The sequence below is a fragment of the Rhodococcus koreensis genome (assembly GCF_900105905.1).
Lineage (GTDB): Bacteria > Actinomycetota > Actinomycetes > Mycobacteriales > Mycobacteriaceae > Rhodococcus_F > Rhodococcus_F koreensis.
On record NZ_FNSV01000005.1, the window covers coordinates 2,735,502 to 2,748,749 of the forward strand.

The 13,248-nt window shown below is 58.0% G+C and carries 12 protein-coding genes; 7 read left to right on the top strand and 5 right to left on the bottom strand.

What is annotated here, in order from left to right; genetic code table 11:
• The first annotated feature begins 162 nt into the window (after positions 1-162).
• The 3 genes from BLV94_RS17265 to BLV94_RS17275 are packed head-to-tail and all read left to right on the top strand — an operon-like array spanning position 163 to position 2,858.
• The gene (locus tag BLV94_RS17265; RefSeq protein WP_072937458.1) at positions 163-2,022 is read left to right on the top strand and encodes a DUF4012 domain-containing protein; all 1,860 of its coding nucleotides are present in this window, start codon (positions 163-165) and stop codon (positions 2,020-2,022) included.
• A 6-nt stretch (positions 2,023-2,028) separates the two neighbouring features.
• Positions 2,029-2,454 (top strand): fluoride efflux transporter FluC, encoded by a 426-nt coding sequence (locus BLV94_RS17270; RefSeq protein ID WP_072937459.1) that lies wholly within the window; start codon positions 2,029-2,031, stop codon positions 2,452-2,454.
• Positions 2,451-2,858: a hypothetical protein gene (locus tag BLV94_RS17275; RefSeq protein ID WP_072937460.1), complete on the top strand. Its 408-nt coding sequence runs from the start codon at positions 2,451-2,453 to the stop codon at positions 2,856-2,858. The genes BLV94_RS17270 and BLV94_RS17275 overlap by 4 nt, the downstream gene beginning before the upstream one ends.
• Here BLV94_RS17275 and BLV94_RS17280 read toward each other — a convergent pair.
• The 4 genes from BLV94_RS17280 to gmd form a co-directional block, all read right to left on the bottom strand.
• Positions 2,855-3,412: a YdcF family protein gene (locus BLV94_RS17280; RefSeq protein ID WP_072937461.1), complete on the bottom strand. Its 558-nt coding sequence runs from the start codon at positions 3,410-3,412 to the stop codon at positions 2,855-2,857. The two genes, BLV94_RS17275 and BLV94_RS17280, sit on opposite strands and share 4 nt — an antisense overlap.
• Before the next feature lie 78 nt (positions 3,413-3,490).
• Positions 3,491-4,816 (bottom strand): UDP-glucose dehydrogenase family protein, encoded by a 1,326-nt coding sequence (locus tag BLV94_RS17285; protein WP_072937462.1) that lies wholly within the window; start codon positions 4,814-4,816, stop codon positions 3,491-3,493.
• Positions 4,817-4,867: 51 nt separating this feature from the next.
• Positions 4,868-5,836, bottom strand: a complete 969-nt coding sequence (locus BLV94_RS17290) for a GDP-L-fucose synthase family protein (protein WP_072937598.1) — start codon at positions 5,834-5,836, stop codon at positions 4,868-4,870.
• Positions 5,836-6,864, bottom strand: a complete 1,029-nt coding sequence (gene gmd / locus BLV94_RS17295) for a GDP-mannose 4,6-dehydratase (RefSeq protein ID WP_072937463.1) — start codon at positions 6,862-6,864, stop codon at positions 5,836-5,838. The genes BLV94_RS17290 and gmd overlap by 1 nt, the downstream gene beginning before the upstream one ends.
• 535 nt (positions 6,865-7,399) lie before the next feature.
• On the opposite strand from gmd, the gene BLV94_RS17300 reads away from it, so the two are divergent.
• The 4 genes from BLV94_RS17300 to BLV94_RS47930 all read left to right on the top strand — a co-directional run bounded on the left by BLV94_RS17300 (position 7,400) and on the right by BLV94_RS47930 (position 11,415).
• The gene (locus tag BLV94_RS17300) at positions 7,400-8,608 is read left to right on the top strand and encodes a glycosyltransferase (protein WP_244163611.1); all 1,209 of its coding nucleotides are present in this window, start codon (positions 7,400-7,402) and stop codon (positions 8,606-8,608) included.
• 128 nt (positions 8,609-8,736) lie between these two features.
• Positions 8,737-9,201, top strand: a complete 465-nt coding sequence (locus tag BLV94_RS17305; protein ID WP_341866520.1) for an LbetaH domain-containing protein — start codon at positions 8,737-8,739, stop codon at positions 9,199-9,201.
• Positions 9,198-10,319 (top strand): glycosyltransferase, encoded by a 1,122-nt coding sequence (locus BLV94_RS17310; protein WP_072937466.1) that lies wholly within the window; start codon positions 9,198-9,200, stop codon positions 10,317-10,319. The genes BLV94_RS17305 and BLV94_RS17310 overlap by 4 nt, the downstream gene beginning before the upstream one ends.
• Positions 10,312-11,415: a glycosyltransferase gene (locus tag BLV94_RS47930; RefSeq protein WP_083395592.1), complete on the top strand. Its 1,104-nt coding sequence runs from the start codon at positions 10,312-10,314 to the stop codon at positions 11,413-11,415. The genes BLV94_RS17310 and BLV94_RS47930 overlap by 8 nt, the downstream gene beginning before the upstream one ends.
• 942 nt (positions 11,416-12,357) lie before the next feature.
• On the opposite strand, the gene BLV94_RS17325 is transcribed toward BLV94_RS47930, so the two are convergent.
• The gene (locus BLV94_RS17325; RefSeq protein WP_143051395.1) at positions 12,358-13,113 is read right to left on the bottom strand and encodes an SGNH/GDSL hydrolase family protein; all 756 of its coding nucleotides are present in this window, start codon (positions 13,111-13,113) and stop codon (positions 12,358-12,360) included.
• Between the last annotated feature and the right edge of the window lie 135 nt (positions 13,114-13,248).

Here is a 13,248-nt window from a genome sequence, read left to right on the forward strand (position 1 = left end):
CCACCTCTGTCCAGATGGGCCTGAACCTTCGATGACTCCCGGTTCGCGAAATTCGCTACTCAGACAATAATGAGCAAGCGCGTTCCTCACCACGCGGGGGTCAAACCTGCGACGCACGTCACAGTATCCTCTACGCAACCACAATGACAGGAGCCACGATCCGTGAACGATCAATCCCGCGGTGACGCCGAGAATCCCGGCGCTTCGGGCACTTCCGCGGGCGAGCCCTCGGTTCGTCGCATCCGCAAGCGCACCAATGTCCGCAGCAAGTCCTACAAGCGCAAGCGTTCCCTGATCACGGGCGGTTTCGTGGCCCTGCTGGTGGTGGTCGCACTGGGCCTGTGGCTCGGCTATTCGGCCAGGGAAGCACGCGCGAATCTGTTCGAGGCGCGCAACCACGCACAGCTCGCGAAAGACGCGTTACTGGACGGTAATACAGAAGACGCGGAGCGGTCATCGGCCGACGCAGACAAGTACGCGAACCAGGCGTACGACTACACCCACAACGTCCCGTGGAGCGTCGCTTCCGCCATTCCGTGGCTGGGCAGCCCGCTCGAGACTTCGCAGCAGATCTCCGAGGTGGTACGCGGCCTGACGTCGGAGGTGCTCACACCCGCGGTGGCAGCCGGAACTTCTCTGGCGCCAAACCAACTCATCGCCTCGGGCGGCAAGGTGAATTTGCGACCCCTGCAGGACGCCGCGCCCGTACTGGATCAGACTGCCGTCGCTGCGCAGCGTTGGGACGATCAGGCGCAGGCTATCGACGAGCCGACATACCTGGCGTCGGTTTCCGATGCTCGTACACAACTGCAGGACCAGCTTTCGGAGCTGTCGAAGCTGTTGGGGAATACCGCAATTGCCGCGAAGCTGGCACCCACGATGCTGGGCGCAGACGGCCCACGCAACTACTTCATGGCCTTCCAAACCAACGCCGAGGCGCGCGGAACGGGCGGCCTGCTGGGCGGCTTCGGTGTCATTCGCGCGAATGATGGTGTGGCACGGGTGGACACGCTAGGGCGGAACTCGGACCTTGTCGGCGCAGCCGCGCCGTTGGATCTGGGCCCGGAATTCGCCGCCCAATACGGGCAGAGCCGGCCAACCACAGACATTCGTAACAGTAACTTGAGTTCACACTTTCCCTATGCGGCGCAGATCTGGAAATCGATGTGGGCCCAGGAATCAGGCGAGCAAGTGGACGGTGCGATTGCGACCGACCCGATCGCGCTCAGCTATGTGTTGGACGCGATCGGCCCGGTCAAGATGCCGGACGGCGAGGTGATCAACGCCGACAACGTGGTGGAGCTGACCGAGTCGACTGCCTACGTCCGATTCGCCGACGACAACAACGCCCGTAAGCAGTATCTGCAGACGGTGGCCTCCCGGGTGATCGACAAGATGACCGGCCAGATCCAGTCGCCGCAGAAGTTGCTCGACGCACTCGGACGGGCTGCGGGCGAGCGCCGAATCGCAGTGTGGAGCACGCACCCGGAGGAACAGGCCATTCTTTCCGGGACCCTGTTGGGTCACACCGTTCCCAACGATGCTGCCCCGTTTGCCGGGGTGGTCATCAACAACCAGGCCGGCGGCAAACTCGATTACCACACGACGCGTGAGATCGACTACACGGCTGAGAGTTGCGCCGGTGATACCCGCCGCTCAACGGTGACGGTGAAGTTGACGAACAACACACCGGCGGGCGACTTCCCCGACTACGTTGCGGGAACATTCATCAACACCCTCGGCGTGCCTAAGGGCACCAACGTGTCGGCTGTGTCACTTCTTGCGACCCAAGGTGCACAGCTGCGGAACGTGACGGTGGACGGTAAGCCAGCTGTGTTCCTGACGGGTAAGGAAATGGGCCACCCACTGTTCGACGTGCTGGTCCCCGTCAGGCAGGGCCAGACAACGGAAATCAAGTACCAGCTGACCGAGCCCGCCGCCCCCGGCGAGGCGCGAGTTCCGGTGCAACCCCTGGTAGATGATCCAACTGTCACCGTGGACGTGCCGAACTGCGGCGCCTGATTCGGAATGTTCTCTGACACCTCTCGCACCGCCGCCACCGCCCTGGCTGTGGCGACGGGTGGCGCAGTGGGCGCTGCGTGCCGATACCAGATGTGGCGGTGGTGGCCGGACGACGCAATGCACTTTCCGCTCACCACTTTCGCCATCAACGTGGCGGGGTGCTTCCTGTTTGGTTTGTCTATCGGCGCTATTCCGGACGGGGATCAGGATTCGACGGCCATTGTGCGTGCGTTCCTCATGTACGGCGTACTTTCCGGTTTTACAACGTTCAGCTTCTTTGCGGTACAGGGCGTCACGCTCACCTCTCCCCGGATGGGGCTGCTGTATCTGGCGTTGACGTCGGTTTTGACTGTCGGTGCGGCGTGGGCCGGCAGGGCGTGCGGGTGGGTTCTGTCGACGCGCAGCAGTCGTGTGGGGAGACATGCGCAATGAACGCGTCGACGTCGATCAACTATGTGTTGTGGGTCGCAGCCGGTGGCGCGGTGGGGGCACTGGTGCACTACCTGGCCGTGACGGTCGCCGGCCCCCGTATCGGTGCGGGCCGAGTTGCACTGCCACTCAACTCGTGTGCGTGTATGTTGCTCGGCATCATGGTCGCATCGGGCCCGAGCGGGCATGGCTACCCGTTCTTCGCTGTCGGCGTGCTCGGTTCGGTCGCGCCGTTTACCGCAGTTGCCGAGCAGGCATTAGACCGCACTCGTCCTCGGTATCGGCTCCGCACGATGTTGCTTGCGATGTGGATGGGATTGGCTGGCGTGTCGATGGCGATAGTCGGATACATTCTCGCCGATGCCGGCAGCATCGCGTTCGAGAAGGTTCCGGGCAGCCTCCGCTAGCACGGCCCTTGGACTACGGCCTTGATGAACCCGACCGTTTGATACAGGTACGTGTACTCCCACTCGGCGAGGCTGTAGTCGTAGTCGCGTGGCACGGGCCGCATGACGATCTCACCGTCGAAGCATTGGGAGAAGATGTAGCGCGCTCTAGGTAGATGGAATCGCCAGCTGATCACCAGCACACGGTTCCATCCGTTGGTCTCGACTAATTTCCGTGTGAAAAGTGCCTCGCCACGGGTAGTGCTTGGCGCGGGCTGTATGCAGACGACAGTGAAGCGAGTGTCCTTGCTCGCACAGAAGGCAGCGATCTTCTTGTCACCGGGCCAGTACGGATTGGATAGAATCACGTGATTTGCGATTCCTTGCTGGGCAAGGCTCATTCCATACTCCTCGCGGCCATCATGTTCACCGCCGAGCACGATAATTGCGTCCACTTGCTGTACGGGGTCAACCCGTGACTTGTTGTAGCCGAAATAACCCACAACACCTATGCCACCGACGAGGATGGTGAACGCACTAAGTGCGCCCACCAGCAACGTGACCAATTTCCGCATGGGCTAGACCTAACTTGCTGTCTGCCGCTGAGCAGGCCCCTCACGGCCACGAAGACGGATGAGGGACACCGCAGTTGCCTAGGGGCGTCCCAGCCCACGATACGTCCATCCCGCATCACGCCACTGTTGCGGATCAAGACAATTCCGACCGTCGATGAGCACGCGCTTGCGCACCACCTCATTGAGATCTTCGGGCTGTAGTTTTCTGAATTCAGGCCATTCTGTCAGCACTAGGATCACATCGGCGCCCTCGCAGGCATCGAATGCGGTCGTGGCGTACCCGAGCGTCGGAAATAGTGCCTGCGAATTCTCCATCGCTTTGGGATCATATACCGTCACTGCAGCGCCTTGCAGCTGAATTTGTCCTGCGACGTTGAGCGCCGGCGAGTCGCGCACGTCGTCTGAGTCGGGTTTGAACGCTGCTCCGAGTACTGCGACGCGCGCCCCGAGCAGTGACCCGCAGGCTTCCCGCGCCAGCTCGACCATGCGAGTGCGGCGCCGCATGTTGATGTTGTCGACCTCGCGCAGGAAGGTGAGAGCCTGATCTGCTCCGAGTTCACCGGCCCGTGCCATGAAGGCACGGATATCTTTCGGGAGACAGCCTCCACCGAAGCCGACACCTGCATTTAAGAAGCGCCGACCGATACGAGCATCGTGGCCGATCGCGTCGGCCAACACTGTCACGTCTGCCCCCGCTGCCTCACATACCTCGGATATCGCGTTGATAAACGAAATCTTGGTGGCGAGAAAGGCATTCGCTGATGCCTTCACAAGTTCAGCTGTCGCCAGATCAGTGACGAGAAATGGGATGTCTTCGTCGAGGAGTTTTGAATAGACGTCGCGCGCTACTTCCTCGGCCCGACCGGGGCGGTCGCGGTCGACTCCGAGGACTAAGCGGTCTGGGTGCAGCGTGTCTTGGACAGCAAACCCCTCGCGGAGAAATTCAGGGTTCCAGGCCACCTCGAGGCCCTCGCCAGCTGGCGATAGCTCGCGCGCCAGTACAGCCAGACGCTCAGCCGTGCCCACGGGAACGGTGGACTTACCGAAGATCACCGCCGGACCGGAAATCAGCGGCGCAAGGGTGGTAACCACGGCATCGACGTACTTCAGGTCGGCGGCGAATTCTCCCTTCTTCTGCGGGGTGCCGACTCCGAGGAAGTGGACGTCGGCAAAAGCCGCAGCCTCGTCGTATGAGGACGTGAAACGCAACCGTCCTGCAGCAATGTTGCGTTGCAACACCTCTTCCAGCCCCGGCTCGTAGAAGGGCACCTCGCCGGATTCGAGCTTGGCTAGTTTTGCCGGGTCGACGTCCACACCGAGGACGTCATGCCCAAGTTCCGCCATACAGGCGGCGTGGGTGGCCCCTAGGTAGCCGGTCCCGAATACAGCAATGCGTGTGGTCACTACGATCTCACATTCAGGGGAATTGGCCTGCGATCAGAACGGATGACTCATTCAGCTGCGCACAACGTTCACGTGGTCTCGGTACCACGCAATCGTTGATGCGATCCCCTCGCGGAGACCGATGCTGGGTTCCCAACCGGACTCACGCAGCATAGTGATATCGAGCAGCTTCCGGGGCGTACCGTCGGGCTTTGATGTATCCCATTCGATTCGGCCGGTGTAGCCAACTTCTTCGGCCACGATTTGTGCGACTTCTTTGATTGTCGAGTCTCGGCCGGTGCCCACGTTCACCTGATCAGGGCCGTCGTAATTCTCGAGAAGGTGGAGGCATGCCGATGCCATGTCGTCCACATGCAAGAACTCGCGGCGCGGTGAGCCTGTGCCCCAGTTCGTAACGGCCTCGGTTCCCTCGCGACGGGCTTCGTCGTAGCGACGAATAAGTGCGGGCAGCACGTGCGATCCCTGCGGTGAGAAGTTGTCACCTTGCCCGTACAGGTTCGTCGGCATGGCGGATATCCAAGGAAGTCCGTACTGGCGCCGCACCGCCTGGATATGCAGAATGCCAGCGATCTTCGCGATTGCGTAGGCATCGTTTGTAGGTTCGAGGTGGCCAGTCAGGAGGTACTCCTCCTTAATCGGCTGAGGGGCAAGCTTGGGGTAAATGCAGGACGATCCGAGGAAGAGCAGGCGCTCGACGCCGTGTTCCAATGCCGCGTCGAGGACGTTCAGTTGGATGCGCATGTTCTCGGAGAGGAAGTCGACGGGGTACGTATTGTTCGCCATGATTCCGCCGACCTTCGCTGCAGCGAGCACGACGTTGCGAGGCTTCTCGGTTGCGAAGAAGCCGAAGACGGCATCCCTGTCACGCAGATCGACTTCACTGGATGAACGCCCGATCAGGTTGTCGAAGCCCTTCGCCACAAGCTGACGCCAGATAGCTGAGCCAACCAGACCCCGGTGACCGGCGATGTAGAACGGCGTCGCCCGATCCAACCGCTGCGGCACGAAGGTGTCGGAAATCACAGGATTTCCCAGTCGGGATGCGCTGGCGAGTCAATCCAGGGTTTGCCCTCGTGCTTGAGCGCTTCAATGTCGGCATCGACCATGATTCTGGCGAGCTCGGGCGTATGCACCTGAGCCTTCCAACCCAGCTTCATCTCAGCCTTGCTCGCGTCACCGATCAATGCATCGACCTCCGTGGGACGAAGGTAACGCTCATCGAAACGCACGTGGTCTTCCCAATTGAGACCCGCATGATCGAACGCCACCGTCAAAAAGTCTCGAACCGAGTAGTTTCCCCCAGTCGCGAGGCAGTAGTCGTCCGGTTCGTCGGCCTGCAACATTCGCCACATACCTTCGACGTACTCGGGGGCGTAGCCCCAGTCACGGACCGCATCGAGGTTGCCCATGTAAACGTGGTCCTCAACTCCGGCCCTGATTCGCGCAACGGCCCGCGTGATCTTGCGGGTCACGAAGGTCTCACCGCGACGAGGCGACTCATGATTGAAAAGGATGCCGTTGACTGCAAAGATGCCGTACGCCTCGCGGTAGTTCTTTGTCACCCAATAGGAGTAGACCTTCGCAGCGCCGTAGGGAGAGCGAGGGTAGAAGGGAGTTTCCTCGTTCTGCGGAGGCGGTGTCGCTCCAAACATTTCGGAGCTCGATGCCTGATAGAACTTGCAGTCCAAACCCGCCAACCGGACGGCTTCGAGGAGTCGGATGGATCCAACCCCAGTCGTGTTACCAGTATGTTCCGGTTCATCGAAGCTCACGCGGACGTGGGACTGTGCAGCGAGGTTGTAAACCTCGTCCGGGCGAATCCCAGCCAACAACGTCACAAGGCGGGCTCCATCGCTTAGGTCGCCGTAGTGCAGGAAGAGCTTCGCGTCGGGGTCGTGCGGATCGACATACAAGTGCTCTATCCGCGAGGTGTTGAACGTCGACGAACGACGAATCAGCCCGTGCACCTCGTAACCTTTTCCGAGGAGAAGCTCCGCCAAGTACGAACCGTCCTGCCCCGTGATGCCTGTGATTAACGCCCGCTTCATACTTGCTCCAGACTCTTCTCTTGACCACCGTGGTCGGACGGTAGCCTAGTTCCACCGCAGGTCATGTGCGACAGATGGTATCGCCCTTCGAACCTCGTCTCTCACCATCCATCGCTCAAGCAGTTCGACGGCAGCGTGGTGCAGAACCCGAACTATGTCTGAGATTTGGACCGCTGTGGGACATATAAATGCCGGTCCTAGGCAAGATCTCACCACAGACTAGTCGATTCCACTCGTGATGAGACCGCGGCGTTGAGCCAAAGCGCCCCAACCGCATGCAGGCTACGTGCGCCACGCCCACAAACGACCCACCACTGCAGGGACCAGCCGATCGAAACGCACTATGCCGCTACAACGACCCTCCACGCCACACTGCCCGCTCGGTCTGGCCACCCATGACGCGACAGCATCCCGGCGTTACCACTCTCGGGCGCCGTTGGGAGTAGGCGCCACAACGGGAATCGAACTAAGCTGACGACCCGTGACCCCTAGACCGCTCCGCCTAACCCTCCTTGGCCTAAACTACACCCCCGAGGTGACGGGTATCGCTCCTTACACAACGGGATTGGCGCGTGGATTGGCTAGATCCGGCCACGACGTTCGTGTCGTAACTGGATTCCCACATTATCCGGCATGGAAAGTGGATGCGGAATATACCGGCATGACACGAAACGAACAATGCGACGGCGTCAATATTCGACGAGTTCGTCAGTACACGCCAAGTGCCCCAAACAATGCAAATCGCATTTTACTCGAGGGCACATTTGGACTTAGAGCCGCAACACAGAATTGGGACAACCCGGATGTCATCGTCTGCGTGACGCCTGCACTCATTTCGGCGGCAATGATCGTCGCTCGTGCACGTGTCGCGGCCAAAAATCGCCCAGGTATCGGCATTTGGGTTCAGGATCTCTATAGCAGGGGAATAATCGAGACCTCTTCCGCTCCCCACGCTTTTGCACGCGGAGCGCACGCATTCGAGTCGGCAACTCTACGAGCGGCCGACGGTATCGCCGTTATCCATGAACGATTTCGTCAGCATCTGTGCTCCGAGCTATCGGTCGATGATTCGAAAATCGATGTAATAAGAAACTGGACGCACGTGAAAAGCGGTGCAGTGCGCGATGCGCTCGCGACTCGCCAGCTACTTAATTGGAATCCAACTGAAACGGTCGTACTGCACGCAGGAAATATGGGCGCAAAACAAGGACTAGAGAACGTTGTGGAAGCCGCGCGTCTAGCAGAAAACACATCCGAGAATATCCGCTTTGTTCTTCTGGGAGACGGAAATCAGCGCGCGAAATTAGAGCATCTCGGCTCCTCGATCCCCAACCTTCAGTTCGTCCGCCCCTTGAACGATTTTGACTTCAGATCCGCACTGAATGCTGCCGACATGCTGCTGGTCAACGAGCTGCCGCATATAACTGATATGGCGGTTCCTAGCAAGTTGACGACTTACTTCGCGACTGGCAAATCGGTCGTGGCGGCGACCAACGAGCACAGCACAACCGCCCAAGAGATCAAAGCATCCGGCGGTGGCATAATCGTGCCTCCAGGTGACCCTGCCCGACTCCTTTCCGCGGTCATCGAATTGGCTGCCAATCAGCCACTCGCCACTGAGTTAGGAAAGAAGGGGCTTCAATTCCACGCGAATAATTTGAGCGAAGAAGCTGCTCTTGACAAATTCGATCGATGGGTAAACCGCCTTGCTGCGCGAAACAGCCTCAGGAGAACGTCCGCATGAATAATGATTCAACACGGCGCTGTGCCAATTCCGATCGCGACCTATCTCAATTTGTTGGCTTTGGGTATGACAAAGGGCGCGGGAAAATTGCACAGGTCAGCTGGATGACCGTCTCAGGGCTTATCTTCATGCGCTGGTGGTGCCCTAACACCGTCCGACTTGCAATTCTGCGCCTCTTCGGCGCCTCCGTCGGACGCAATGTCCTTATCCGACATCGCGTGCGGATTCATTGGCCTTGGAAGCTATCGATAGATAAAAATTCCTGGATAGGCGAGGGGGTGTGGATACTAAACCTGGAGCCTGTGACAATTGGCTCCAACGTTTGCGTATCCCAAGACGTGTTCCTATGCACTGGAAGCCACAAATTTAGTTCACCTTCGTTCGAGTTCGACAACGGATCGATAGTCATTGAGGACGGAGCATGGCTCGCAGCGCAGAGCACCATTCTTCGCGGCGTGAGAATCGGCAACAATTCTTTAATTGGAGCAAAAACCCTAATCTTCAAGGACGTACCAGCGCGATGCCGCGTTCTCGCTCCAGGCGCCAGTCATACCGCCACCCCCCCGAAACCCGCAAATGAGGGCCCAGCGTGAAGATTCTGCATGTCCTAACTCTCATGTCACCATTTGGGGAGTACGGCGGGCCGGCACGGGTGTCCCTTAATCAACTAAATGAACTCCAGTCCCGCGGACATAGCGTCACGCTAGCGGCAGGACATCGGGGCTATGACCGCTTACCGAAAAGCGCAGATACCGTTCCACTACAACTATTCGGTGCTTATGCCGTTCACAAGCGACTTGGATTTGCCGGTTTAGCTGCGCCCGGCTTGCTTGCTTGGATAGCCCGTCACCACCGCGATTTCGATGTTGTTCACGTCCATCTCGCTCGGGACCTTGTAACGTTGCCTGCCGCTCGCCTCGCGCTGGCACTCGGCCTACCGGTGATCGCGCAGACGCACGGAATGATCATCCAAACGAACAAAGCTGTCGCTAGGCCACTGGATTTCCTTCTAACACGCCCTACCCTTCGGGGATCCAAAGAAGTTCTCTGCTTAACAACAAATGAAGAACTCAGCATTAAGTCCGTCTCTCGGTCCCGCGCTATCACCTCAATAATCAACAATGGTATTAAATCGCCCTCAATGACCCACCGATCACCCAACGTGGTTCCGGAGATTTTATTTCTCGCACGATTGCAATCCAGAAAAAGGCCAACTGCATTTGTTGAACTCGCAAATATACTAAACGAGCGGGGTTACCAAGCAAAGTTTCGAATTGTTGGCCCAGATGAGGGCGAAGCCGGTCGTGTGGAGGAAATGATCGCCACTTCCGGTGCCGATATTGAATGGGAGGGCCCGATTCCCCCCGATATGACTGCTAGCCGTATGGAGCGATGCGACATATACGTTCTGCCCTCAATAAACGAGCCATATCCAATGACCGTAATTGAAGCGATGGCACTCGGCAAGCCTGTGATTATTACCGACAGCTGCGGATTAGCCGATTTGATAACTGAGTCAGAATCAGGCATTGTCACGAATGAGAGTGTCAACGCAATTGCGGCCGCTGTCATAGACTTGCTCACCGACCACAAAAAGAGGGTTCGTCTTGGTATGAGCGCGCGCAAGACGGCTACCGAGCAACTCAGCATCTCCGATACCGTCACCAATCTTGAACAAATCTACCAGCGGTCTGTGAGCAATAATGACTAAAGTAATCATCGTACAGCCGTACGTTCCGTCGTACCGTGTACCGTTCTTCTCTAAGCTAGTTAGTAAGCTTGCTGACTCTGGAATTTCATGCGAAATTCATGCGCAGCATCCGAGCGGCAGTCAAGCTCTTCGCGGTGATGCTGCACTACTCAATGAGTGGCAGGTCGAAAAGCCGACACGCTCGATCAGCATAGGCGGGATTTCTGTGCAGAAATCCTTGACTTGGCGCGATATCAAGTCCTCCGACGCAGTCGTCGTCGGTCTACTGGGTTCCTCGCCTGATACATATTTCAGTCTGGCAAGTCGACTTGTGCACAATCACAAGGTAGGGCTTTGGGGGCACATCGATTCATACGTTGCACCTTTCAATCGGTTCGACCAACTTCTCGAGCGATGGCAGATTAAGGCAGGCGACCACGTGTTTGCCTACACATCCGGCGGTCGCAGATACGCACTATCTGCCGGTGTGCCTGAATCGAGAATCACTACAGTCATGAATACGGTCGACACGTCATCTCTGATGTCAGAACTACGCACCCTCTCCGAGGGAGAGATCATGAACTTCCAGAGCAGGCACGGCCTAATAAAGGAAAAGACGTTTTGTTTCATTGGCGGGCTGGACCAGTCAAAGAGAATTGAGTTTCTTCAGAGAGCGTTAGACCGCCTGTGGATTATGGATCCAGAGATCAAGTTAATTGTTGGCGGAACTGGGGACCAAGAACATCTACTCCAACCGTCGATAACACGGGGACAAACCATCTCGCTAGGAATAGTAAAATCGCGCGAGAAGGCGTTGATGGGGTCATCCTCACGTGCCGTCGTAATGCCAGGCCGGATCGGCTTGGTCGCCGTAGAGGCATTAGCGCTCAATCTGCAAGTTCTGTCAGTGCGCGGTAGTTTCCATGCCCCTGAATTTGAGTATCTGGCAGAGGGAAGTTCACTGCTTTACAGTGACGACAGTTCAGACGCGTACGCAGATCTGGTCGCCAGTGTTGCACATACGCGTGAGGAAAACCACGATCCGTGGTTCTTTCCGAGCATGGATAGCATGGTGACCAACTTTCACGCGGGCGTTCTACGCCTAGTCGGGCGTTAAGCCTACGCGTGCCAACCTCATCGTATCTCTGGTCTCCTGACTAGAGACATCGTCGGCAAAACCGCGGTTGTTTCAGGTTGCACTCTCGTCAAAGGTTCATCACGCTCCCACACCTATGTGTGCAGCGGTCGAATTCTCGGCTCGCCGGATCGATTATCGGAGTCCGTGAATCAGCGTAGCGGTGGTCCGTAATCGCGTGTGCGGAGAGTCTGGCCTCAGACTTATGCCTTGCGCGGTGCGTTGTCGCGGCCGAGTGCGCACCAGCGACGATTTCGTCGAAGGGTCTTTCAATGCGGCGGCCTCACAGTACGAACCCGATCAGATTCGCTGGCTCCTCTCATTACACGTACAGGCCGGTTGAGGCCTACATCGATTAGCAGTGGGGCACCACTTTCCACGGCGCCTCAATCAGCCGCTGCGCCCGCTAGACCTATTCGTCGTGTCTTGCCGACCGTGGTGACCGGGGTGCAGCATTCGGCGGCTAGCCTGTTCGCAGTACTGTCCTGGCCGGCCCCTGCGCCGGGAGGAATACACGATAGTTCGATTCTGCGGTGGTCGCGCTTCAGGTGATATACAGCTTAAAAGAGCTCGGTTCGTCGATTCTATTGGGCGAACTGGACGTAGAGGACTCGTACTCGCGGCACCCGTTAGTGACGGCTATTTATGCGGCGGAGACGGCCGTGCTCGCACTGCCTGTGATCCGTTTGCAATCCGGAATGAGACCGTTGGGCATCACATTCGCGAGTGAGCCGACACCGCAACTGGCACCAACCTCGTTAACGGAGTGTTGAGACCTCCGGACAAAGTCAGGTACCCGTCGATACCGATAGCAGCACCGTTCACGGATACAATCCCCTCCGCCGACGATAAGCGTGCAATCAATCAGTCAGCCCACTGAATTGACGGTCCCGATTACGCCGATGCCCGTGCACCCAACCCAGACTAAGCAGTCAAAGCTGCCCGAATATATGGCTCGATCCGATCTGCCAAATACTGATGCCCGTCATCTGTTGGATTTACACCGTCCTCCCCAATCAACGTAGTCTCTTCGCCGAAGAACCAGGATTCGGTCAGCGGGTCCACGAAGACAGCACCTGCGGCTTCCGCTTCGGATCGAAGCACATCGCGGATCGCCGTGATGGCTGGGGGAACGTCTCTGTTGGTCCAAGCCGGGCCTATCACAACAAGCGTCGCGTTCGCGGCTGTCGACTTGATTTGCGAGTACGTCGCGTTTGCGGCCGAACGAACCGCCTGCACTGGTTGCCTTGTGTCGTTACGGCTTCCAAAAATCACCACAACTTTGTCGTAGGGATCTACGATCCGCGCAGCTTCGCCGGGAAACACGGTTCCCCTACTCCCCGGGTTCACATAACCCGATCCGCCTTGGCCCGACATAGTCATTCGGACGGGCATATTTGCTGAGTTCAGACGTAGCCTGATGATCTCGGTCCAGTTTCCAGCGCCATACCCTCCCATAGCGCTACCACCAGTGTAGGAGTCGCCGATAACCGCCACCAGAGGCGCTGAATCGACGGGAGTCTTCGAAGCGGGCGTGTAGCTCGAAACGTAGTTGTCACGCGGCCTCAAGCTTCCGTTGTACGCGAAGCCAACGCCTACCACAACGGCCACTGCGGTCAGTAGGCTGGCAACAATAACGCGCCCGCTTATCTTGCGGGATACACCAACGCGTCTAATCACATTCGCTCCAGTTCGGAGGGTCAGGCTGTCTGGTGTTCGGCAGCTTAGTAGCAATAAACAGTCACGTAAAGCCTGCCAGATTTCTTAGTGGACCCCGACCGTTCGCCGGACGAAACCTCACACGAACGTTACAGG

Coding starts and splice junctions, on each gene's coding strand:
- BLV94_RS17270 (WP_072937459.1), top strand. CDS start 2,029: ATGTTCTCTGACACCTCTCGCACCGCCGCCACCGCCCTGGCTGTGGCG.
- BLV94_RS17275 (WP_072937460.1), top strand. CDS start 2,451: ATGAACGCGTCGACGTCGATCAACTATGTGTTGTGGGTCGCAGCCGGT.
- BLV94_RS17280 (WP_072937461.1), bottom strand. CDS start 3,412: ATGCGGAAATTGGTCACGTTGCTGGTGGGCGCACTTAGTGCGTTCACC.
- gmd (WP_072937463.1), bottom strand. CDS start 6,864: ATGAAGCGGGCGTTAATCACAGGCATCACGGGGCAGGACGGTTCGTAC.
- BLV94_RS17305 (WP_341866520.1), top strand. CDS start 8,737: ATGCGCTGGTGGTGCCCTAACACCGTCCGACTTGCAATTCTGCGCCTC.
- BLV94_RS47930 (WP_083395592.1), top strand. CDS start 10,312: ATGACTAAAGTAATCATCGTACAGCCGTACGTTCCGTCGTACCGTGTA.